The sequence below is a fragment of the Antarcticirhabdus aurantiaca genome, assembly GCF_009765365.1.
GTDB classification, from domain to species: Bacteria; Pseudomonadota; Alphaproteobacteria; order Rhizobiales; family Rhizobiaceae; genus Antarcticirhabdus; species Antarcticirhabdus aurantiaca.
The window spans coordinates 215114-237582 of sequence record NZ_VTOM01000002.1 but is presented as its reverse complement, the minus strand read 5'-3'; the positions used below and the strand labels follow the sequence as shown (position 1 = coordinate 237582).

The following is a 22469-nucleotide window of genomic DNA, read 5'->3' as shown; positions in this document are numbered from 1 at the left end:
TTGTGCGCGCCGCCACCCCTTTGATAAGGAGACGGCGCGCGAGACACCCGACACCACCGGGCGCGCCCATCGCGTCTTCCGCCCGCCGCCCGGCCTTTCGCGCCGAGGCTCGCGTTCGCAGAAGGCGCACCTCGACGGAGAGGTGGCAGAGTGGTTGAATGCACCGCACTCGAAATGCGGCATACGGGCAACCGTATCGGGGGTTCAAATCCCTCCCTCTCCGCCATTTGGATCCCTAAACCCTTATAGACGCAGGTAAGTCCTGCGCCGCAAGGCTTTCGTAATCGCCGTGGTGGTACACAACGGTGGTACACAGATGGTCCTGCGAATGGCCCGGCCCGAGAAGCACCCCAAGACAGGGGTCTACTACCTGCGCAAGCGCGTGCCAGCCGATCTGATCGCGCTGGTCGGGCGTCCGACGATCAAGCGCTCGCTCGGCACGAAGGACGTCGCCGAGGCGCGCAGGCTTCACGCCGAGGCGCTCGCCGAGATCGAGGCGCGGTGGCGCAATCTCAGGGCGGGGTACTTCCGGCCGACTGCCAAGGAGATGCACGCCCTCGCCGGCGAGTTCTACCGGGCCATCGTCCGCGACCACGAGGAAGGGCGCGCCTCGTTCTTCTTCGACGGCATCATCGGGCTCCTGTCTCGCAACTTCATCGAGTCGTCCAACGACGCGCAAGCTCATCGAGCCTTCCGGGATGCCTACGGATCGAAGATCGATGGCTTCTGCGAAGCCCGCGGCATCCGTCTCGATCCGAGCTTCCAGGGGCCCTTCGACCTTGCCGTCGCTCGCGCCGTTGCCGACGCGACGGACACGGGGGTCAAGATGATGGTGCTCGGCGACTATTCTCCCGACCCCGCCGCCTCGCGCTTCCCGCTCTTGGCCGAAGCTTTTCCGAACGGTCTGGTCAGCCGGGCGGCGTCCATGAAGTCCCTACGGATCGCCGAGGAGTTCGAGGCCTACTCCAGGGCGGCGAAGCTGGCGAAGTCGACGCAGAAGCGGTGGGGCCTGGCCTTGAAGACGCTGGAGGCGCAGGTCGGCCACGACGACCTCTCGCGGATGACGAGCGATGACGTGTCCGGATGGATCTCGACGTTGCGCAAGGGCGGCCGATCGGACAGGACGATCCGCGACGTGCATCTCGCGGGCCTGAAGGCGCTGCTGGGCTGGCTGGTCGGCGAGCGACGGCTCGCGACCAACGTCGCGTCCGGTTTCAGGATCAAGGTCGCCAAGTCGGTGGTGGAGCGCAGCCGCAGCCTCGACGACAAGGAGGCCGCCATCGCCCTGGCCGCCTCGCTCGAGACGCCCTCGGCGAAGCTAGGGCCGAGGCATGCCGCGGCCCGACGTTGGGTGCCCTGGCTGTGCGCTTACACGGGAGCGCGTCTCAACGAGCTCACGCAGATCCGGAAGGAGGACATCACCTTCGAGGGAAATATCCCGGTGCTGCGCATCACTCCGGAAGCCGGCACCGTGAAGACCGGCCGCTTCCGCTTGGTGCCGCTGCATCCGCACCTGAAGGAGCAGGGATTCCTCGACTTCGTTCACAGAGCAAAGGCTGGCCCGCTGTTTTACGAGCCTCTACCCAAGGGAGGTGCGGAGCGGGCGACGCCGCCTTTCAAAAAGCTCGGAGAGCGGTTGACGCGATGGGCTCGCTCAGTCGGGCTTGATGACCCACGGGTCGATCCGTTCCACGGCTGGCGGCATCGGTTCAAGACAGTCGGCAGGCGGACACGGATTGCGCCCGACGTCCTCGATGCCATTCAGGGCCACGTGCCGCGCACCGAAGGCGGGAACTATGGCGAGTTCGACGTAGCGACCATGTTTGCCGAAATCGTGCGAATGCCTTGTTACGAGATGAAGAAGGCAGATGTGGCTTCTCGTGGTTGGCGCGCTTCCAGCAGAGGACGGCACAAGGCGAGGATAGGCAGCTGAAGCTGCGATAGGTCAGTCCATGCCGCCTTGGCCGCGAAGCGGCTACCGTCGCCGACCCTGCGCATCGACGAGGCGCTGCGGGACAGCTAAACCCTCTCAAGCGAAGGCGCCAAGAGCTGCATGGGTGCGGCCGCAGGAAAGGCGTCTCCCTATCGGTCGATCGCCGGTCGGCCCGAAGGCCTCGCGATCTCGCGCAGATAATCGTCCGCGAAGTCGGTGCGAATCTCGATCCATAGGGGCGCGTGGTCGGACATCTGCCAAGTGCGCCATTTCTTGTAATGGTCTCCGGGCGTCTTCGCCTTGAACTTCAGTTTCTTTTCGGGGTCCTCCGCCGGCACATGCGGGGCGTAGACGGCCATGTCCTCGTCGCGGAACACGTCGTCAAAAAGCGGGACCAAGCCCCCGCCAGTGACTTTGAAGCGCCTGTCTTTCACTCGGACAGCGATCTGGTCGTAAAAGTGATCGCCCTTATGGCGGACCTTCTGGCCGTCGATCTCGGCGGGCACCTGGAAGCCCTTGTCCTGGAGGGCGGCCATGGTCTCGTGCTCGGGGCTGACCACGTTGAAGTCGCCGAGCAGGATGTAGTTCTCGGGCGCGCCGAGGTGATCGGCATCGGGTGTGGCATTGTCCTGCCGCTTGGCGAAGAAGCCAATCAGCTTGCGGATCTCGTCGATGCGCTGCCGGAGTTTGTCCCCAGAGTCGTCGCCGTAGTAAATGTGCACGGTGCACAGCGAGAAGCGGAACCAGCCCGACTGGAAGGCGACGAGGAACGGGCTGCGGGCGAATTGCTGTCGGGTCTCGACGGTGGTAGGCGGGATGTCGGGCTGGTCCTTCGCCCGGACCTTCTTGCGGGCGACCACGAGCTGGCCCTCGGGCAGCACGATCTCGCCGGCGACCTTCCGGAACCAGACCTTCTCGGTGTTGTAGACGAAGGCCATGCGCTCGCCGTTGCCGCCCGGTCCTTCGGTGGCGTCGGTAACGATGTAGTCCCACTCGCGACCGAGGATCCGCATCAGCTTGCGAAAAGGCCCGAGATCCTCGTTCACCTCCTGGATCGCGACGAGATCGAAAGAGGCGATCACCTCGGCGAGATAGTAGAAGGTCTCGGGCAGCCGCGGACCCCAGCCGAACTTGTTCGAGTCGAAGTCGCGGATGTTCCAGGTGGCGAGCAAGAGCAAGCCGTCGCTCTTGCGCGCCCGGACCGGAGCCAAGCGCTTGCGGATCGCCAGAAGCCGCTCGGCGCATCGTTCGGCGGCTCCGTTCTCCCCGGCGAGGTCACGACGTAGCCCGGCATAGTTGTTCGACATGGAAACCTCCACCTTCGATTCGCAGCACAGCATGCCACAAAGGTAGTCTGCGGTCGCGATCGAGTAAGTCCGTAGGCAACCCGGCGGAGGGATGTAATCGACGTAGGGCCGGCGTTTAGACGGTCAGGCCTGTAGATCGGCGCCAAGCTTCGACGCCGATCGGCGTGCCGACCTATCGATCGTGCCGATGTCAGCGAGGCTGCAAGTGGACGCCGATCTACACTCAGCCCATGGTTCAAGGGTCGGCCTGCCCGCACTTACGTGCTCCCGATGCCCCAGATCACGGATGGGTTCACCATAACACCGATCCGAAGACCAGCGGGATGTCAGGACACCGCCGTCATCATGCCGGATAACGGCCAAGTCGACAGGATGAACCGCACGATCAAGGGCGCGACTGTCAAACACTTCCACTGCGACAGTCACGGGCAGCTTCGAAGCCACCTACGGCTCTTCGTCGATGCCTATAATCATGCCCGCCGGCTCAAAATCCTGCGCGGCTTCACGCCCTACGAGTTCATCGCCCGCCCTTGGACACAAGAGCCCGATCACTTAACGCTCGATCCGTTACACCTCATTCCAGGACTGTACGATTTGACAGCTCAACGTCCTGGACGGCTTCTCGCCGAGGCGGGGGCTCACATACCAAAAGGCTTGGACGCCTCCGGGTCTCACATGCACGCATCCCGATGCGTTCGCGGAAAGTGTTCGCGTCCCAACGTGGCTGTCAGGCGGCCTTGAAATTGCGGAAGTGCTTCTCGAAAGATCCTCTCAGCCGAACCTCCAAATCAGGTGCCATCGGTGACATGCCGACTTCGTATTCTTTGTTGTGTCTAGAGAAGAGCCGATCGACAGAACCGGTATTCTGAGTGGAAACGAAGAATCTTCCGTTGATGTAGATGTCGTTGATCAGCCCGAGGAACGATCGTCCGAGATTTACACCCAGGCTGCTGCTCAGATAGTACTTGCATTCGATCGCGAGCAGGACCTTGCTGGATCGCGGGTGTACGCTCTCCCTGCGACAGGTGTCGGCTTCATCCTTGGATAAGACCGCGATGTCGCATTCATGGTTTACTTTGGACTTCCCGGATACGTAGATGCCGATGTGCGCCTCCAGTGTCTCCCGGGCCGGGAACTGTATCTCGGCGTAACAGTAATCGTGGGCGGTCGAGAAGATCGACGACGGAGAAGTGCGGAACCAGACATTGGCGGCAGGTGCGCCGCTGCGATCTAGCAGCCTGATCGCCGCGCCTTCGCGGCGGGCCGCCTCGAGCACAAGCGTCCAGACGTAGCATTCGTACAGATCGGCTCCATTGGAGGTGGCCGAGAGATTGGATCCCGCCGTGCCTGCGATGGCCGCGGCTATGTCGTCCCACATGTCGGCCCGCAGCGGCATCAGATCGGATCCGCGACCAGGGCGAGAAGGCGTTCGCGCAGTCCGGTCTTCCGGGACAGCTCGTCGATGAGCCGAGCGAGCGGTGCCGTTGCAGCGGCGGCCTGCTCTGCGACCCTGCGGTCGAAAAAAAGAGACGGATCGCCAACCTCTCCGGTCTTTGCGAGCGCGACCCACGGAGGCGGTGCGTCGTCATCTGGCTCGCGATAGCGTTCGATCGTCTCGACGAGCCGAAAGGCCATCATGTGCGGTACAATGAATGCCAGTCCAAGTGCTTCGAGTAACATATCCAGTTGTTCGACCTTCAGATACGCCTGCTTTCCTACAAACTCTCCGGTCGAAGTCGTCCGGGAGCGAGGAACCCCAGCTAGCTCATCAAGGCCGGGGCTGCCCCGCACCTTCAATTTTCGATCAATCGGCCGCCCCGCCTCCACCTCGGCTCGCCACTGGCCGATCATCTCGTCGGCTGTGCTGCTACCGGGCTGAGTAGATTGCTTTGCAATAGCATCAAGGATGGCATCCATGAGCGTCTGAGCTTCGTCTTCGCTGATCGCCATTCATCGTTCCCGGAATTGTAGCCGCCTTGAGCACGGAAGGCCGCTCGGCCTGCCAGATCGGAAATGAGCAAACCTGTCGCCGTTGGCTGCCAGGTTCGCGCTGCCGTTGATCCGGGAAATCTCACGCCGAGGACCCAAATGCAGGTCCGGCGGACGGCACGAGGACTGGCCCGTAGGGGCCGATGGCAGCAGGCCTCAGCGCCGCATTGCCTTCCCCCCGGTTTGAGGAAATGCAAAGGACGTTGGCGAGATCCTGCCAGAAGCCATGCGCTGCCTGCAAAGAACCCAGTGACTGTCCTGTGCGGATTGCCCGCTCCCATGCCAAGAAGTCCGTCAGGCCAGGCAGGTCCGTCATCGGCGGCATCGAAAAGGCGTCAGGGTCCTTGCTCTCCAAGATGCGTTCAATGAGGCTGAAATGTCTTGCGTAGACGTGAAGCGATCCAGCCACGTGACTATACGTTCCTATGTCTAGCCCGATCTCGCACGCTAGCATTTCCTGCAGCATCGTGAATAAAAACACGTCGTAGGGCAGTCCCCAGACCACATCGTTGCTTCGCATGTAAGCAATCGCGTGGACCCTTCCGTCTCTCACAAGGAATTGAAGTACGGTGGCGCAGGCCGTGTCCAGCGAATCGGACCGGAGCGCCTCCGGCGGCTCTTGCTGGAAGTTCAGGACGGCGCGTCTCGACATCGGATCCTCCCGGAGGATTTCCTTGAGGAGAGCCCATTGGCTCCGAGTGCCATCCGGCGTGCCGAAGATCCGGCGGCCGTAGCAGCTTCCGCGGATGGTCCGGCCATCCTCCGAAAAATCTCGCCACCGAGGCGCGTAGGAGCCGATAAACGAGAGCTCGTCCGATCCAGAGACGTGCCAGGCGAATTCGCCGATGGCCAGAGGCAGGCTCCAGCGGCGCTCGCGATTGGTGATGCAGCGACGGCGCGGATCTGCCAGCGTGAAACCTGCGGCGAGTAGCTCCAGAGTCTCCCGCCCTCGAGGCGAAGAGAGCCTTCCCTGACTCATGATCCGCTCCATGGCCCAGCGCTGGACCGCGTCCATGGAATGAAAAGAGGGCAGGGCAGCCGACGCGGTCAAGGCCTTGCCTGCCCCTGCGGTGGCCGAGCCAACGGGCCTCCCTCGCTCTGATCGATGCGTCCACCAGTGCCCTCCAGCCGGTCGATAGCGGAGCTGAGATTTCGATCGAGCTGCTGGACCCGTTCCAGCAGCGCACGATTTTCCTCGGCCAGATCCCCGTTGCTCCTATCGAGAGCTTGCCGCAGCAGCTCCGCCCTGGTCGCGTCGTTGGGCTGGAGGAAGCGCTGGACGAGCAGGAGGTTGCCGAAATTCAGCATGAAAGTCAGGGCGGCGAGGATGAAGGCCGCTGACGCGACGAGGCCTAGTATCTTCGTCCGATACTTCTCAAACTGTTCTTTGGCGAACCGTTCCGTGATATCTGCGATGTTGAGGAATTCAGTGCCGAAATTTGCCTCCATATTGATCCGCTTGTCGGCGAGATACCTGTCGTCATCAACCGGCCTCGGCTCTTCAAGCTCGGCGTCTTGAGCTACCGCATGGAACACTACTCGCAGGAATACGTCACCTTTCCGAAGGGTCTGCTCCCGCCTCCCGAAGTTTACGAAGAAGCTTCCGATCTTCCCTTTATAGCCTGGATCAACGATTCCGATGTTGAGAGCGAGAAGACCTTGGTTGCTGAGGCTAGTCTTCACCATGGCGATGCCCGCGACATCCATCGGCAGCGCCAGTCGTTCTTCGGAGACGATCTCGACGATGCCCTGCGGCGGAATGACGTAGTGATCGGCCAGCTGGCCGCCTGGCCTAACCACCTTTCCGACGCGCAGATCGTAGCTGATCGCACGGAAGGAGGCGTCCACGCCACCAAGGACTAGCTTGCGGGCATTGATCTGCACCGAGTTCAGCATGCCGACATCCTACTATGAAGCCCGAGGCGGGGAAGCGTCATCGCTTGCATCACGTGCTAGCTGATGCAGCAAGCCGTCTTTGCCAGCAACCCGGCCGGCGATGCCGGTCCGGAAGAAGGGCGAATGGGTCCCGCGTCATGACAGCTGCCCGTCGCCAGGGAAGATCCGTTCGAACGGCTCGAAGCTCGAGAAATCGGGATGCCGCCGGCCATCTTGCATGAGGTTCGCGTCATATGGATGCGCTGGTGTGGATCGGCCTTCCATTTGGTCGTTGATCGGCACGGTAAGCTGCCTAGCAAGCTGATCTCAAGCAGGCCGGTGAGCGATCTGGATGCCTGCGAGGAAGCGAGTCGTCTGGCGAACGGGTTGTCACGCTGAGGTAACGCGCATGATGGCAACCTTCTCATAGCCGATGCCCGTCCCACTCGCCCGCACTGCGGCAACGGGCTCGGCAGTGGTGAGCCGAAGGGACTTGGCCGGCATGCAAGTCATCAGGATCTGAAAGTTGCCGGCCTCTCCTCCAGCGTCATGGAGACCGATCGCCTGCCGCATGTCGTCGGCATCTCCGCAACCGCGAGCGGTTCTCGAGCAGCGCACGCCTCGAGCCCGGTTGAGTTTCCATGATCGCGGCAGCTCGTCCGATTCGCCGAGGACCCGCCTATGAACGCGTCAGAAGGCGCGTCCTCGGCTGCCCCGACTTCGATCCTGCCGCTCGGCGGTTCGGGGCCATCTGCGCCGATGGCATACGATCGCCTGCGTTCGGCCGTTCGGCTTGGCGTTCCTTGCCGCTGCAAGATACCCCGAGCGCATCTTGTGAGCCCCGTCCTGCAGTCTGCGTCGCCTTATCGAAGCGGGCAGCTCTGATGGCGGATCGAGCCTCCGGGCGCCCGATGACGTTTTCTGACGAGGGGAGGGGCTTCGGCGATCGTGCGGTGTCGCGCATTTCCCCTTCGAAGCGAAGCAGTGCTGGGCAATTCCCGACACATCTCGGAAAACGATCGCAGCCCATGTCGATCGGATCGCGGCGGTCTTCTGCTACTGCGAAGTCGGTCATGCACCCCTCGCGGCTGGGTGGATCGTGCCCGAGGAACGGTCGTGCGATCGGTGCGTCGCTCCATGATCCGGGGACGGTCGGGTCAATCCGACCGCCTCACCGTCAGGTTGTCGGGATTCCAGAATCGCGCTGGAAAAGCATATGGCGGAAACCGGTCTTTAGACAAATCGCGTATGCCATGGGTGCATGGCTGCCGGGATCTTTCGCGACGTCGGATGAGGAGCTTTCCGATCTGCGGAGTAGGGAGGGCGGAGCAGAAGGAGCGACGATGCCTGTTTCCGACCCTACCATGCAAATCGAGAATCTTCGCGGAGTCTGGGCCGGGGCGAGCCGAATGGGACGGCCGTTGATCGGAGTCGACCTTTTCGCAGGTGCTGGCGGACTGTCTCTCGGAGCCTTGGCCGCCGGTGTGCAGGTCGTCGGTGCGGTCGAAATGCACAGATGGGCGTGCGCGACGTACAGGTCGAACTTGATTGACAACCGTTTGACGCGCACGAAGCTGTTCGAGACGGACATACTCGAACTCGATCCGGCTCGGCTGATGCGCGAGACCGGACTCGACGAGGGACGGTGCGACATCCTGCTTGGCGGACCTCCTTGCCAAGGATTCTCGTCCCACCGTCTCAATGATGCCGGCGTGGGCGATCCGCGAAATCGCTTGCTGCTCCGATACTTCGAGTTTGTCGCAGCTTTGCGTCCTCGGATCTTCCTCGTGGAGAACGTTCCCGGCATGCTGTGGCCGCGACATCGCTGGTTCCTGGAGGAGTTCTACAGGCTTACCGAGGAAAGCGGCTATCATCTGCCGATGCCCTTCTCCCTAAACGCCCGGGACTACGGCGTTCCTCAGAACAGAAGACGGGTCTTCCTTCTCGGAACGGATCGGACGCAGGATCCGGTGGCGTGGCCTCCGGAGCCGACCTGCAGCGAAGGAGGCCTCATCGCGGGCACCCGACCTTGGCCGCCGGCTTCCGTCGTGTTCGACGAGCCGGTGGACGCGTCGGACGAGAACGGCGTTCACATGCGTCATGGCGAGGAACTGACGGCTGCCTTCGCGAAGACGCCGATCAACGGAGGGTCGCGGAAGCAGTCGGGACGGACACTTAGATGCCACGGCGAACACGACGGACATTCGGACGTCTACGGTCGGATTAACCCCGACCTCCCGGGACCGACGATGACGACCGCATGCATCAATCCGTCGAAGGGCCGCTTCGTGCATCCTACCGAACCCCACGGTATCACTCTCAGGCACGCGGCAAGGTTCCAGACCTTCCCGGAATGGTTTGTGTTCAAGGGCGGCTTGACCGCAGGGGGCTCGCAGATCGGCAACGCAGTCCCGGTTAAGATGGCCCGGACTCTTGTCCTTCCCCTTGTCGAGCTGCTTCAAGATGCGAGACGGGATCGGAGGCCTGCAGCCGCATGAGCGAAGCCTTGCGCTCCCGCGGCAAAGCGATCGTCCTTTCGGGAGTCGGACGTGGAATGGAGATCGCACTGAAACCGTCAGTTTGCATCGATGCTTGCGGCTCCGTCCCTTTCGATCCAGATCCCGGATTCGTCCATGTACGGTGAGGACTTGACCGCCCTTCAACGGCAATGGGCGGAGCGCGCGTTGGACGCGTCGCGCAAGCTCCTTCCGCACATGACCCCCGTTTCCACCTATGTCGGATGGGATCCAGCCCAGCGCGGAACGATCATGGGACTGGCGTCGGCCGCTGCTCGCTCGTCAGAGAGCGCGGTGCTCCTGTGTGCCTGCGGGCAGCTCTGGGACGCGGAGGTGCTTGTCCGCTCCTCGCTCGAAGCCTCATTGAAGATCGCTTATCTACTCCAAACGTGCGAAGACTTCACGCTACGCTGCCGCGAATACTCGGAGGATCTGTTCGGCGTATCGCTCCTGAAGGATCACGCCAGGGCTGCCAAGATCCTCGCCTTGGTAAACGACCCGCTCGACGGCAGATGGCAACCTATACGTGACCTGATCCTGTCCGATGCCGACCTGGCAGGACTGACCGGCCGATATCCGAAAAGCGTCCGCGGCGAGCTCGAGACGCGGTGGGGATTCACAGGGATCGTCGGAGAGCTGTCCCGATCCGGGGATCTGCTTCTGAAGGATCTGCAAGGACTCGCGCACGGCTATGCTCTGGCAAGCCACATACAGCATGCAGATACGATCGGAGCTTCCCTGCCGATGGAACGGGAGAGCCGGCCGGACTGCAGGAGGGATGCAGTCATCCTCGCTCACGAGGGCCGGATTCTTACGGACCTTCTCTGGTATGGCTTTCTGCGACTCTCGGTCGGATACAGGTTCGTCGGAGCCGACCCGGCGCCTCTCGGAGAGATTAGAAACTTGATCGAGGAAGCCACTCGGCCGTTCGAAGGATCCTTCGAAGATTGGGGTGTGGTGGAATTCGGCTTTCCGCCGCCGCGAGGTCGCGATGAGGATGCATATCAGTCATGACGAAGAGCAGGCGCTCGGGCGTGGATCCGCAATCAAGCGATGTAGGCGATGTGTGCCGCCCGGCATGTGGGACGTGTTCGGTCGTATCAAAATCGGATCGGCAATCCCTGCGGATCGCATTCTATCTGCGCCAGCTGATCTGCGCCGATGCTGCCGAGCCGCTCGAAGCCGATCGGAACTTGCGGGACGGATCGGCGACGTCGGTCACGAAGGCTCGACCGAGCCGACGGCCGATCAGCACGCCTGCTGCTCGCATGCTCGTCCGATACGGCGCCTCATGATCGGCATGTCTCAGAACGTTCCTTTCCGCACGCGTGCGCGCACGATCGACCACCTGGGACGCGAGCAGATCGCGGACGTGCCGACTGCAGTAAGTGAGCTTTGGAAGAACGCTTACGACGCCTACGCCCGCTCCGTGTCTCTCCATCTGTATGGGGGGCACAAGCCTGCCGCTGCCGTGTTCGACGACGGACACGGAATGTCGCGGGAAGACTTCGTCTCCAAATGGTTGGTCGTGGGTACCGAGTCGAAGGCGGGCGGCGCCGAGACCGACGAAACTCTCAGGCTCGGGCTTCCCGTACGCCCGCGTCAGGGTCAGAAAGGAATCGGACGTCTGTCGGTCGCCGCCATTGGCGCCGCGGTGCTCATCGTCTCGAAGCGGGCGGACGCTCCGTTCGTAGCCGGGCTGGTGGATTGGCGACTTTTCGAGAATCCCTTTGTGCTGCTCGAGGATGTGTCCGTCCCTATCGTCGAGTTCGACAGCCTCGAATCGCTCGGATCACTGGTTGAAGGATTGAGGCGGGAACTGCTGACCAGCGTAGACGGACCACGCGATCAGCCGGAGCGCGCCGAGCGCCTGCAGTCGGCCTGGTCCGCCTTCGACCGCCTCGAACGGGCGCAGGATCCATCCGCAGAGCGTACCTCCGAGCGGATCCGGCAACTCGTCGATCTGAGCCTTCCCAGCCTCGCCCCGCTTGAGGATTGGGGAGTTTGGAAGGGCGACAGCCGAACGGGCACGGCCTTGATCGTCGCGGACATCAATCCGTTCCTTGCCGCATGGGTGGGAAGGCACTACGGCGTAACCGCCGACGAGGCCGACGCAGTCAAGATTTCTCTGAGGAGGACCTTGACCGGTTTCTCCGATCCCTACGCCGCCGAAGATCTCGCGCTGGATTACCGGGTGATCGTTCACCGAAACGGCGAGATCGTGCCGGTCGTTGCTCGCGACCCGGACTTCGGACTGGGCTTCCTGCGCGGCCTCGAGCACTATGTCGACGGCGCCTTCGACGAGCACGGCGTCTTCCGAGGCGAGGTGAAAGCGTACGGCCGCGAACTCGGGACGGTCGAGTACATTCCGTCTGCGCATCCGCCGACAGCGCCCCGGGATCGGGTAGGCCCGTTCGGCGTCTGCATCGGCGCCTTCGAGCCGGAGGCAGGCTACTCGACGCATCCGCCGGATGTACATGCTAAGATCGCTGGGCGTTCCGAGGCACATTCCGGGTTGAACGTCTATCGCGACGGCCTGCGGGTGATGCCCTACGGGCGCCCGGAGAACGATTTTTTCAAGATCGAAGAGCGGCGCACGAACAATGCGGGACGCGAGTTCTGGTCGAGCCGACGTCTGTTCGGCCGGTTGGCCATCACGCGTGCAGCCAATCCGAACCTGCGCGACAAGGCAGGCCGGGAAGGCCTGATCGACAACACGGCCGCTCGCGCCATGCAGGCGCTCGTGATCGACCTGTTGCGGCGGTTGGCCCGAGACTACTTCGGTTCGGCATCGGAGGTTCGCAAGGATTTGCTCCCGGGCATCGCGGCGGAGAACGCCGGGGCGGCCGAGAAGGCAAAGGCGGCGAGACAGCGCACGTTGACCACCTTCCGCACCGCCGTTCGCGACCGTGCTCCGGTACTCCAGCGTTCCCTGACTGCACTGCAGGCGGCACGTTCACGTCTCGATGCCGCCATCGTCGACGGCTCTCCCGAAGCCCTGCTGGCCGTGGGCGGCCCGCTGGACGATCTCGTGACCACGAAAGGCGAGCTGCGTCTGCCCCCGAAGCCGAAGAAGCTCGCCTCCTTCGAGAAGACGTACCGCTCCTACCGCGACGACTACAGCCGGTTCGCCGCCGGGCTGGAGGAACTGCGGGACGTCTGGAGGGCGGAAACCGACCGTATCCAGACCGAGCCCGATCCGGTCGTCGCACGCTCACACCTGGGCCGGAACCAGAAGGCGGTGACGGATCTCCTGGTCCGCTGGCGCAGAGATATCGCGGCGATGCTCGACGCCGAGCAAGCCAGGGTCGCGGAATCGATCGAAAGCGATCTAAAGGAGTTCTACAAGCGTGCCGCTCCGCTGCTCGGCGAATTGGAAGAGGGACGGATCAGCCTCTCCCACGCCTTGGGCCAGATGGACTCCTTGCGGGAGCAACTCACGGAGCGTTTCGCCGGCGTGTACGACCCGTATCTGCGTTCCGTCAAACAGCTCTCGGAAGGCATCGATCTGGACAGCGCGTTGACGTTTGCGGATGCGCGGCAGGATACCCTGGAAGTTCAGCTGGGGCGCATTCAGGCGTTGGCTCAGGTCGGCATCAGCGTCGAGATCCTCACTCACGAGCTCAATACCCTCAACAGGCGCCTCGAACGAGCGTTGCACGGACTGCCCCAGGCCGCCCGCGATACGGCAGAATTCAAGGATGCCGACGAGGCGCGTCGAGAGCTCGTCGAGCGGCTGCGCTTCCTGTCCCAGATGCAGGTCTCGGAAGGAGACGCGCGGAGAGAGATCAACGGTAAGGAAATCCTCGACTATGTCGGGCGCTTTTTCGAGCGCGGGCTCTCGGACCGGAAAGTCAGCTTGGAAGCGAGCGCGGCCTTTCTCGCCGTCCGCTTCAGCGAGTTCCCCTCCCGTGTGCTTCCGGTCTTCATCAACCTGATCAACAACGCGCTCTACTGGGTCAGCGATGCTCCGGAGCGTCGTATTCGTCTCGGCGTGAGCGAGGGAGCGATCCTGATCAGCGACTCCGGCCCGGGTGTCGATCCCGACGACGTGCCTAACCTGTTCGAGCTCTTCTTCACGCGGCGGATCAGAGGACGAGGCGTCGGGCTCTATCTATGCCGCCAGACCTTGGCTGCCGGCGGTCACACCATCGAATACGTGACGGATCCGGACAGGCGGGACCTAAGCGGTGCGAACTTCAAGATAAGCATGCGGGACGGCATCGATGGCTGAACTTCACAGGGACCTGCTGGCCGAGGCCTACCTCGAGCCGATCCGGTTCGCTCTGCTAGTCGATGACGAGTTCCCGACCTACGGCCAGCCGGTCGACGCGAACGCGCGAGTCAGAACGATGGTCGATCTTTGCAGGGCGCGAGGTTGGCTTTGCGACGTCGAGAGCAACGTTCACAAGATAATCGACATCGAGAACAATAAGCACCTGCATCAATCGGATCTCCTGATCGTCGATTTCCATCTGGAGTCGGCCCGGCCGGAGGATTGTACGGCAGCGATCCAGCTTCTGCAGAAGCTTGCCATTTCTCCGCATTTCAATCTGGTTCTGATCTACACGAGCGATGAGCCAACATCGGTCGCGCTCAGCGTTGCCTATGGGCTCGGATCGGGCGAGTTCATTTCGGCCGACCTGGAAGAGCAGCTGTCCGACAAGCTCGACGAGGGCATCGAGGGAATCGAGTTGCCCCCCGACATCAAGTTGATCAAGGCGATGGTGGGCAGCCGCGGCTATGAAGGGACGCTCGCCGACGCACAGAAGGCATACGGAAAAGTTTTGAACAAACTCGGCAAGCCCATGCTCAGCATGGTCGCGAAGAGGCACTTCGAAAACCGCATGAGGGCTGAAGCGATCGCAAGTCGACCGACCGACGTCTCGCCTTCGTGCGACGTCGACTCCGACGTGCCGTGGATCAGCACGCCCAACCTGTTCGTCGCGGTGGTCAGCAAGGACGAACTTCCAGAAGTTCTCATCGAGCGTCTCTGCGACGGGTTGGCCGCCTCGCGGCCCACACCTTTGCAGGCGATGGTCGTGCAGGCACGCGCCGCGCTGGAGAAGGCAGGATCCAAGCACGACCGCTCGGTGCTGCGCCAGTCGCTGACCCAGGCCGGATGGTTTCTCAACCTCCTGTCGGCAGCCCCGGGCGAGCGGGCCGGCCGCATGAACGAACTCTATAGCCACCTTTTCTCGAGCCTGGCCGCCGAGATGCAGGCCGCCGCTGGTGCCTTCGGGAACAAGATCATCGGCGACGTTGCTCCGGCAGATGCTCTGTCCGCCGCCCGCGATCTCAGTCGCCTCGGCGAGGAAGTCGGGAACGAGGCCGTGTACCATGCCGCCAACGAGTTCCTGTGCTCGGGGCCGCTGGAAACCGACGGCCGGCTCGCGCCGGGCCTTGTCTTCAAGGCTTCGCTGGGCCGGGGAGCCGAGCAGTTTTGGGTCTGTACGACGCCGAGCTGCGATCTCGTTCCTGGGCAGAATGAGGGCGGCTGGGACGGGCAGCTGGGCGAATTCAAGGCCGTCTACGCCGCACGGCTGGCCCGCTTGCCGGCTCGCGACCTGGAAGAACGACTGCGGCAGGCCACGAACGGCCGCCATATCTATCTGACCGTCGACGGCAAGCCGACTGCCTTCGAAGTCGCCGACGAGACCAAGCGTCAGGCGAAGCTGGAGGTCTTGTTCGTGAACGACCAGGGCCGATACGCGTCCGGCAAGTTCCAAGGTATGCTCATCCGTCAGGAAGGCGGAAAGCCGACGTTCAAGGAAGTCGGCTTCGAAGTCATCGCCAAGCTCCGTCCTGGCTATGCGGCGAAGTTCCTCATGGATGCCGGAGTCCAGAAGGCCCGTATCGGGCTGAACTGGCTGCGGATGCCCGGGACGGACAGCACGGCTTCCGCCGCGGCTGCGGTCGAGCAGGCTGTCGACCTCATTCCGCAGGCACAACCGCTGCCGACGGTCGATCAGGTCTGACGACCCCGAAGGTGAGAGGGGTTCGTATCGTGTTCTTCGGGAAGAGGAAGGTCAGGCCGGGAGAAAAAGGGGGCTTGACCTTGCCGGTCTTCACGTCGGTTATGGGATAGAACAGCATTGCGCCTCGGCCGGGGCGGCGGAGTTCGTCGAGGGCGGCGTTCGGCCTCGACATCTCGATCTTGCCCGTCACATGCTCGGCGAATCTACGATGCACGGGATCGTTGTAGGTCGTGAATCGGGGCCCGTTTCGGCTGCGGAAGACTGCGTGGAAATCCGCGCCCGCGATCGACAGGTGCGCGCGGGGGCTATCGAACTTCGGGCTCATGAACACCCAGTCCTCGATCTGAGGGCTGCGATCGCCGGTCTGTTGAAGAAACTCCAGCTGTTGATAGAGCGGGTTCGGTGTGCGCCCTCGTTCACGGCGATCGAACCAGATGTAACCGCGGATGAGCTCGACGATGTCGCTCGGCCGGAGGATCCCGGCGTTCACCGTCAATCCTCCGGAGCCCCGGGCGGCGTCGCCGACAAGCGTCATTTCCCGGACGGTGGTCCGGCCGATTATATCCTCAACGAGATCCTGGTTGCTGCGCACGTCCTTCGGGTCGGTTGGGGCGAACGTCGACTCGGCCAGCTGTCCACCGAAGTTCCGGTAGGTCACCCGTGCATTGTACATCTTGTTGGCCGCCGTAGGCTTGAGCATGTGCATCGGCACCAGCGGCGGGATCTGGATCGGAGTGATGCGGGGCTCCTCCATCGAGGCGTACCGCTTCAGCTCCTCGCGAAAGAGCTCCTCGTCGCGACACACGGCGCCGAACGCCTCGTATAGGTCGATGCGTCTTCGCCCGTTCCTGTCCAGCCATTCGTCCGTGCCGATGAACAGCCGGACCAAGTCCCTGTAGCCATGTCTGAAGCCGAACCAGCGCCCCATCTGCATGAGGGTGTCCGCGGTTTGTGCCCGGCGGCGGTAGTAGCTGACGGTCAGTCCTTCGACGGTGTAGCCGCGGGACAACTTCGTGCCGCCGACGAGGATCTTCCAGACCGGGTTTTTGTCGAAGTCGGGTGCCTGATCCTGGTTCTCGTTGTTGAGGATGCGCACGGCTTCCCGTGCTTCTCCCAAACGGGCAAGCGTCTCGCCGACGAACGGCGCGATTTCCTCGAACGTGGCAGGAAACGGCATATCGGGACTGCGGATGGCACTGACCGGCCTGAAATCCGTCTCCAGAAGCTTGGCGAGACGGTCCGGTCCCCTTCCCGCTTCGTAACCTGCACCTTGTAAGACCGCTCGTATGCTTTCGGCGAGATCGTCGTGCTCGGCCACCCGGGCGGAAGCATGTGCCAGCATGGTGTGATGGCGGTAGGTGAGATCGGGACGGGCGGCTTCCCGGAACAACTTGAGGGCTCCGCTGAGAACATAGCTGTCCAGGGCTCGCGGAAGGTTCTCGGCGGCAGTGTCGTCTCCGACGAGCGGCCGCATGTAATCGCGGCGGTTGGGCCGCGTCGACTCGTCCGACGAGCTGCCGTTCAGGTCGTAGAAGTCCGCCACGCCCATGTAGCCGTCCGGGCGTGGAAGAGAGACGAGGAAATCTCGCGGGAAGATGTCTTCTTCGTTGTTGGGATCCACGAAGACGTTCGCGAACGGTGTTGCTGTATATCCGACATATTGGGCGCGGGGCAGTAGTCGGAGAAGCTCCACGATGCCGCGATTCGTTGCGGTGCGCTCCTGCTCTTCAGGTCCGGTCACCGGCTTGTTGGAATTGATCGATGCTTGGTCGGACTCGTCGTCGACGATAAGGGTGGGGATCTGATCCAACGGTGCGCCCGTGCGCGTGCGGCCGAGGAACCGGAGATCTGACAGCAAGCGTTCGAGGATCTTGCTGTTTTTCTTGACGATCGCTATGCGCGCCGGACTATCCACGAGATTGTCGGGATCGAAGAACGGTTTGGCAGTATTCGAGCGTACAAACGCAAGGGAATGGACCGCCCTTCCGAGCTTTCGATAGTCCGACTCAGGGCCGGTCAGCCGATGCCAGTCGAAGCTGCCCAGGCTCGAAGGTTTGGCTCCGTGCTCGAGAAAGCGCTTCCAATCGGCATCGTGTACGTAATCGCGATCCAGGAGTTCGCGCCCGATCAGGTCCTTGTCGATGCGTCGCTGCGTCTGTGAACGAAGTACGTCGAGCGTTCCCGCCAACACGATGATGAGCTTGTAGCCCGCATCGGCTGCCTTCGAGATTACGCCCGTGAAGTTGGCTGTCTTCCCGCTCTGGACATACCCTACGACCAACCCTTTAGCCTGATAAGCCTGAGTCCGTCGAGGATCCGAAAGCCTCTCGATGACGCTGGTCGTGCTCTCGTCCAGCGCCGAGATCCCGGCCTCCGACCAACCCTGGCGCTCGAGCTGCCGACGATAGGCAGTCCAGTAGAAGTCGGAGCTTCTTCTGCGCGCCTCATCATACCACCGCTCATGATCGGCGGCGATGACCGACGGCGCATCCAGACGGTGGAATGGGAAGCGCTCGTTGCACAGCTCGCGAAGGGATGGAGCCATGAGAAGTGCCTCATAGATCCGGGCACGTCGCTCGGCGGTGTTGCGAAGCGTCGTTCGCGTCCAGATCGCCTCGCCTTCGTTGTCCCATATGGCCAGTGCCCGACGAAAGATCCCGACAGAAGCATCTCCGGGCGCTGCCGACGAGAGCAACTCCTCGAGACCCAGGGCATCCAAGGGTGAGGCGACATCGTTCACGGCCGCGCTTGCGGCCAAGGCGGGGCCCAGCGGCTTCGGCCCCGATTGCATCAAAGCCAGCGCTCCGTTCAGTTGCTCGAACATCCGTTATTCATCCTGCCATTCAGCTGGAGGTATGATGGCGAGGAAATCCTCCGTCCCGTCCGCCACTCCCAGGCCGTCCACGTCGACTTCATAGCTGACATCGATGATCCGCTCGGGCACGAACGAGGGCGGCATGCTCCGGATGGCTTCGGCCGTGAGCCGAGGACAGGATTCGTCCACCGCGATAATGCGCGGCCGCTCCGCCAATCGCCATCGTTCCAAGTAGAGATGAGCGTCGGCTTCGCGATAGCCGCAACGTGCCATCAAACTATCGAACCGGTCTCGTTCCGAGGCGACCATCCGGCGGGCAATGGACTCAACCGCTTCGGGCAGGCTCTCTCCAACTTGGCCGGCAGCTTCGAGGCGCAAGGAAAGCAGGAAGAGCGGCACACCCGGCATGGGAGTCAACTGGGCCAATCCGTGGATGTGATGTACCCGACGCGTGCCTCTCGTCGTCTTGATCTCGACATCGAAGCCAAGAAGGCGAAAGTCGTGCGATGCTCCGAACGGACCTGTCCAAGCGTCCAGAGCATTGGCGGTGCCGGACTGCTGTAGGCGTCGCAGCAGCCATAATTCGCCGTAGAGGCCTTGCCGCCGATCCTCGCTCAGCGCGGAGTTCACCTTGAGGAGAGACTGCCACTCCTGCAGGACGTCCGTGACGGTTCGGCTCACGTCTTCGCTGGCTTCGACCCGTGTCGTCAGGTCCGCCAGCAGAGCGTGAAAGGTGCGGAACAATGCTCTTGATGTGACCGATAGCTCAAGGGCTCTTGCACCATCCGCGTGGATGTCCTGCATGCTCACGGCCGCAAGCCGAATCGGTACGTCGGCGCAGCTTCCCCCTTGGAACACCGCGCCTAGCCGGCTGCCCCCATCGTCGATGAACACGCGGATGAGCGGTCGGGTACGCAGGGCGAAGATGACGGGAACTCCGGTGACGATGTAATGGTCGTGAACCTGCTCCCAATCGGGAAGCAGCAAAGGATTGGCTTCCGCGACCGACTTGTTCACGAATTCTCCAGCGCCCTCAAAAGAAGATTGTTGATTTCATCCAAACGTCTTCTTCGACGCTGAGACAGCCGCGATCCGTCAAGTTCCTCTTTCAGAAGGAAGAAAAGCAGGGTCTTGAAGATCGGCAAGTCGATGGACGGTTCCTCCGAGCCCGGCGATAGCCGGGCTCTATGGACATCGTTCAATACGATGCGATCGGATGCTTGATCCAGGGCGAAGACGCGATCCGGCGGCAACGTGTGCCAGACGAAATCGATGCGGCGGAACATCGATCCGCCTGCATACAGACGAGACTGACGTTGCACGGACACCGGCAGGCCGTCGCCGAGCACGAGCGGGAGGGGAGCGGGACCTGCAGATTTACTTCGCGCCTGGCGGAAGGCTCGACGGGCGTCGTCCAGATAGTCTCCGAACATAAGCTGGCCCGACTTGGCATCGGCAAGAGCCGAAGACAGTGCCGCAGTCGTCTGGATCCGAGACTTTTGTACATTGATGTCAATGTACTCCGGCGGGATGTCGATAGCGACTCGGGCGAGGGTCAGTTCAGGATCAACGGCATCGTTGGTCACGCTTTGCCATCCACCTGCCTGGACAAGACGATCATTCCGGTAGAAGAAGAAGCCTTGGTTCGATAGGGCGCGGCGCTTACCGAGCAGGAATTCCGGCGATTCGGACCCGGACGGCCAGATGTGTGCGTGAAGCCTAAGCGCGGGTCCTCCCGGCATGTATGTCTCAAAGGTCCTGGGATAGCCCGAGCGTCCCGATGCAGCATAGCCGAAGGGGTCGTAGGCTCGAACGCGACGCGGCAGACTGGTAGGCCTTTCCTCGTGCTTCACCCTCAGCACTATGCCAAATGCGGGACCGATGAAACGGTGGAATGTCAATCCCAGGCTGCGATCAAGGCTGACCAGCATCTGCTGCAGGAAGCTGTCCAATCCCCCTTCACCGCCGGTTGTCGTCAGGCGGTCTAGCTGTTCCCAGAGGACCACCAGACCCGCATCAGGCTTCTGCGGAGAGGCGTAGCTGGCGGCGAAGCGCTCCCGGACGTCGGCACTCTCGAGAGTCTCGCAGCGCCAACCTTCCCTGATCGATGTTTCCGTCCATCGGCAACCGACCGGTGAGCCTGTCGCAGATTTTGCAAGGACGCTGACGCTGCGGCACTGGCTCAGAGACGCCGACTTCATGCCGAGCCCGAACATCCCAAGGGTCGAAGGGGCGCGGTGTTTCGGACCCGCAAACCGCATCGCCTCCTGCAGCTCACCCTCGGTCAGGCCGCGACCGTTGTCGGCGATCGTGACCGCGGTCACCCTGCTGTCGTTGCGTGTGAACGTGATTTCCACCCGACGGGCTGCCGCGTCGATCGAGTTGTCGATCAAGTCGGCCAAGGCTTCGGCGAGATCGTATCCGATGCGCGAAAATGCTCTTACGCTACCCGCATCGTCAGGCGGAAGGACGAACGATCCCGCCGATCGGAGTGCGGCCTTCAACAATCCTTTCCCTCTGCGACCATCGGCATCCGCATCCGTCCTGCCGCCCGTTCACCGAACCGGAGCGGAGTGTCCTTGGTTGTCAAGAGATCTCACGAGGTGACGTGCGAAGAACCGGGCAAGCTTGGGAGGCACGGCATTGCCTATCATTCGCGCCACGGGTTCGATCATGTGCGTCGGATAGAAAACGTAGTTATCGGGAAACGATTGAAGCGCCGCAGCCTCGCGAAGCGATATGCCGCGGACCTGTGTCGTGTCGTAATGACCGAAGCGCCCGTTCGAGATGCTGTGACAACGGGTGGTGATCGTCGGTGCCGGAGCATCGGGCCGCATTCTCGTGTAGACGTCCGTGAAGCATCTCTGTTTGAGCCGCCTTTCCAGGCGTCTGTGGCAGTCCAGGCTGAGGTCGCCGTCGCTCGTGCTTTCCAGGTAAGAGTTGTTCTGACCCGGCTTGGCGGCAGCGAGCCGCTTCAGGTTAAGTTCGCTCAAAGTCCGAGTGCGGTGGTTCGGAACCTCCGGGTCGGCTTCTCCGGCGCCGATCCTGGGGAAGCGCCGGAGAACCGATTCGACGGTGACGGGCGCTGCTTCCGTGTCCTCTTCAGGAACCATGAGGCTATCCCGGATGAGATTGCCGAATGCATGCTCGCTCACGCGGTCGCGACGAACGGCTAGAAGGATCGAGCGTTTCCTATACTGCGGAATACCGAACTTGGATGTGCAGACCAGCCGAGTGCCGACTGTATAACCTAGATTCTCCAGCGTTATACGGAAATCACTCCAGATGCCGCCATATTTTGGGTCGCCTATGCCTGCGACATTCTCCGATAGGATCATGTCCGGAACAAATCTCTCAACAAATTGAGCGGCTTCATTCAGAAGATTGCTGTCTCGCTCCCGTCTTTCCTGGCGAGTCTTGCTCAACTCCTTGCGTGCCAACGTCGTGAACGGCTGACAGGGTGCGCAGATCGCGAACATGAGGGAAGTTTCAGGGAGTTCCGATCGATAATGATTGATAAGAACCGACAATCTGTCGAACAGCTCAACCTGTTGCCCGCCGGGATGATCCTTTGTCTTCGGGAATATATCGTAATCCAGATATTCGGGCGCCGCCCCGTCGTACCTTTCGTTGGAATTGTTCAGGACGTAGGTATCCTTGCAGCGCTGCTCCTTATCGATGCCGGCGATGACGTAACCGCCTGCATCGATGATGCCTCTCGTGGTTCCGCCCGCGCCGCAGAAGAAGTCGACCGCGAGGAACTCGGGCGGAAGCAGCGCGGGCGCCGGTTCCTGAGAATCGCCGATGTTCGGGTCGGACGGGACGTGACTTTGCGCGGAACGGATTCGGTGCTTACGTGAACGGGGCGCGAAACATGCATGCTCCCGCCATACCTTCGTTCGCCGTACTCTAGACCGTCTTACGCCGGCCACTCTGCCGCTCCGCTCGCTAAGCTCCTCCTCTGAGGTAGGCGGACCTTACAGAGCGGCTTCTGACGAGGCAAGCGGCAAGGTTCCCTTCCTCACGACTCGAACGCAGGGGATCATGCGCCATTTG

At 62.2% G+C, this 22469-nt stretch carries 15 protein-coding genes, 1 tRNA gene and 1 pseudogene; 7 read left to right on the top strand and 10 right to left on the bottom strand.

Going from position 1 to position 22469, the window contains the following annotated elements; translation table 11 throughout:
* The first annotated feature begins 136 nt into the window (after nucleotides 1-136).
* Both FZN60_RS03280 and FZN60_RS03275 read left to right on the top strand, forming a co-directional pair.
* A tRNA-Ser gene (locus tag FZN60_RS03280) sits at nucleotides 137-226 on the top strand.
* Nucleotides 227-328: 102 nt separating this feature from the next.
* Nucleotides 329-1933 (top strand): DUF6538 domain-containing protein, encoded by a 1605-nt coding sequence (locus FZN60_RS03275; RefSeq protein ID WP_158871048.1) that lies wholly within the window; start codon nucleotides 329-331, stop codon nucleotides 1931-1933.
* 149 nt (nucleotides 1934-2082) lie between these two features.
* Here FZN60_RS03275 and FZN60_RS03270 read toward each other — a convergent pair whose 3' ends face one another.
* Complete coding sequence (locus FZN60_RS03270) at nucleotides 2083-3240, bottom strand: endonuclease/exonuclease/phosphatase family protein (RefSeq protein ID WP_158871046.1); 1158 nt, start codon at nucleotides 3238-3240, stop codon at nucleotides 2083-2085.
* A 354-nt stretch (nucleotides 3241-3594) separates the two neighbouring features.
* On the opposite strand from FZN60_RS03270, the pseudogene FZN60_RS03265 reads away from it, so the two are divergent.
* Nucleotides 3595-3828 (top strand): annotated as a pseudogene (locus tag FZN60_RS03265) (IS481 family transposase); the annotation flags it as partial.
* Nucleotides 3829-3967: 139 nt separating this feature from the next.
* Here the strand turns inward: FZN60_RS03265 and FZN60_RS03260 are convergent.
* The 5 genes from FZN60_RS03260 to FZN60_RS03240 form a co-directional block, all read right to left on the bottom strand.
* Nucleotides 3968-4636, bottom strand: a complete 669-nt coding sequence (locus FZN60_RS03260) for a hypothetical protein (RefSeq protein ID WP_158871044.1) — start codon at nucleotides 4634-4636, stop codon at nucleotides 3968-3970.
* Complete coding sequence (locus tag FZN60_RS03255; protein WP_158871042.1) at nucleotides 4636-5190, bottom strand: hypothetical protein; 555 nt, start codon at nucleotides 5188-5190, stop codon at nucleotides 4636-4638. The genes FZN60_RS03260 and FZN60_RS03255 overlap by 1 nt, the downstream gene beginning before the upstream one ends.
* A 121-nt stretch (nucleotides 5191-5311) precedes the next feature.
* Nucleotides 5312-6280: a thymidylate synthase gene (locus tag FZN60_RS03250; RefSeq protein WP_158871040.1), complete on the bottom strand. Its 969-nt coding sequence runs from the start codon at nucleotides 6278-6280 to the stop codon at nucleotides 5312-5314.
* The gene (locus tag FZN60_RS03245; RefSeq protein ID WP_158871038.1) at nucleotides 6277-7125 is read right to left on the bottom strand and encodes a dCTP deaminase domain-containing protein; all 849 of its coding nucleotides are present in this window, start codon (nucleotides 7123-7125) and stop codon (nucleotides 6277-6279) included. Before FZN60_RS03245 ends, FZN60_RS03250 begins: the two co-directional genes overlap by 4 nt.
* Nucleotides 7126-7494: 369 nt before the next feature.
* Complete coding sequence (locus FZN60_RS03240; protein ID WP_158871036.1) at nucleotides 7495-7677, bottom strand: hypothetical protein; 183 nt, start codon at nucleotides 7675-7677, stop codon at nucleotides 7495-7497.
* A gap of 770 nt (nucleotides 7678-8447) precedes the next feature.
* On the opposite strand from FZN60_RS03240, the gene FZN60_RS03235 reads away from it, so the two are divergent.
* The 4 genes from FZN60_RS03235 (at nucleotide 8448) to FZN60_RS03220 (ending at nucleotide 15598) form a co-directional block, all read left to right on the top strand.
* A complete protein-coding gene (locus FZN60_RS03235; protein WP_199266471.1) occupies nucleotides 8448-9602 on the top strand; it encodes a DNA cytosine methyltransferase in 1155 nt (384 codons plus the stop codon).
* 216 nt (nucleotides 9603-9818) lie between these two features.
* Nucleotides 9819-10634, top strand: a complete 816-nt coding sequence (locus FZN60_RS03230) for a hypothetical protein (protein ID WP_158871034.1) — start codon at nucleotides 9819-9821, stop codon at nucleotides 10632-10634.
* Between the two features lie 277 nt (nucleotides 10635-10911).
* Nucleotides 10912-13854, top strand: coding sequence for an ATP-binding protein (locus FZN60_RS03225; RefSeq protein WP_158871032.1), 2943 nt, complete (start codon nucleotides 10912-10914; stop codon nucleotides 13852-13854).
* Nucleotides 13847-15598, top strand: coding sequence for a response regulator receiver domain (locus FZN60_RS03220; protein WP_158871030.1), 1752 nt, complete (start codon nucleotides 13847-13849; stop codon nucleotides 15596-15598). Before FZN60_RS03225 ends, FZN60_RS03220 begins: the two co-directional genes overlap by 8 nt.
* Here FZN60_RS03220 and FZN60_RS03215 read toward each other — a convergent pair.
* Genes FZN60_RS03215 through FZN60_RS03200 form a run of 4 tightly spaced genes read right to left on the bottom strand, consistent with a single transcriptional unit; the run spans nucleotide 15555 to nucleotide 22345 of the window.
* A complete protein-coding gene (locus tag FZN60_RS03215) occupies nucleotides 15555-18422 on the bottom strand; it encodes a Z1 domain-containing protein (RefSeq protein WP_158871028.1) in 2868 nt (955 codons plus the stop codon). The genes FZN60_RS03220 and FZN60_RS03215 overlap by 44 nt on opposite strands.
* Nucleotides 18423-18425: 3 nt before the next feature.
* The gene (locus FZN60_RS03210; RefSeq protein WP_158871026.1) at nucleotides 18426-19430 is read right to left on the bottom strand and encodes a PD-(D/E)XK motif protein; all 1005 of its coding nucleotides are present in this window, start codon (nucleotides 19428-19430) and stop codon (nucleotides 18426-18428) included.
* The gene (locus FZN60_RS03205) at nucleotides 19427-20917 is read right to left on the bottom strand and encodes an ATP-binding protein (RefSeq protein WP_158871024.1); all 1491 of its coding nucleotides are present in this window, start codon (nucleotides 20915-20917) and stop codon (nucleotides 19427-19429) included. Before FZN60_RS03205 ends, FZN60_RS03210 begins: the two co-directional genes overlap by 4 nt.
* A gap of 51 nt (nucleotides 20918-20968) precedes the next feature.
* Nucleotides 20969-22345 carry a DNA cytosine methyltransferase gene (locus FZN60_RS03200; protein ID WP_158871022.1) on the bottom strand — a complete coding sequence of 459 codons (1377 nt, stop codon included), beginning with the start codon at nucleotides 22343-22345 and terminating at the stop codon, nucleotides 20969-20971.
* Nucleotides 22346-22469 lie beyond the last annotated feature (124 nt).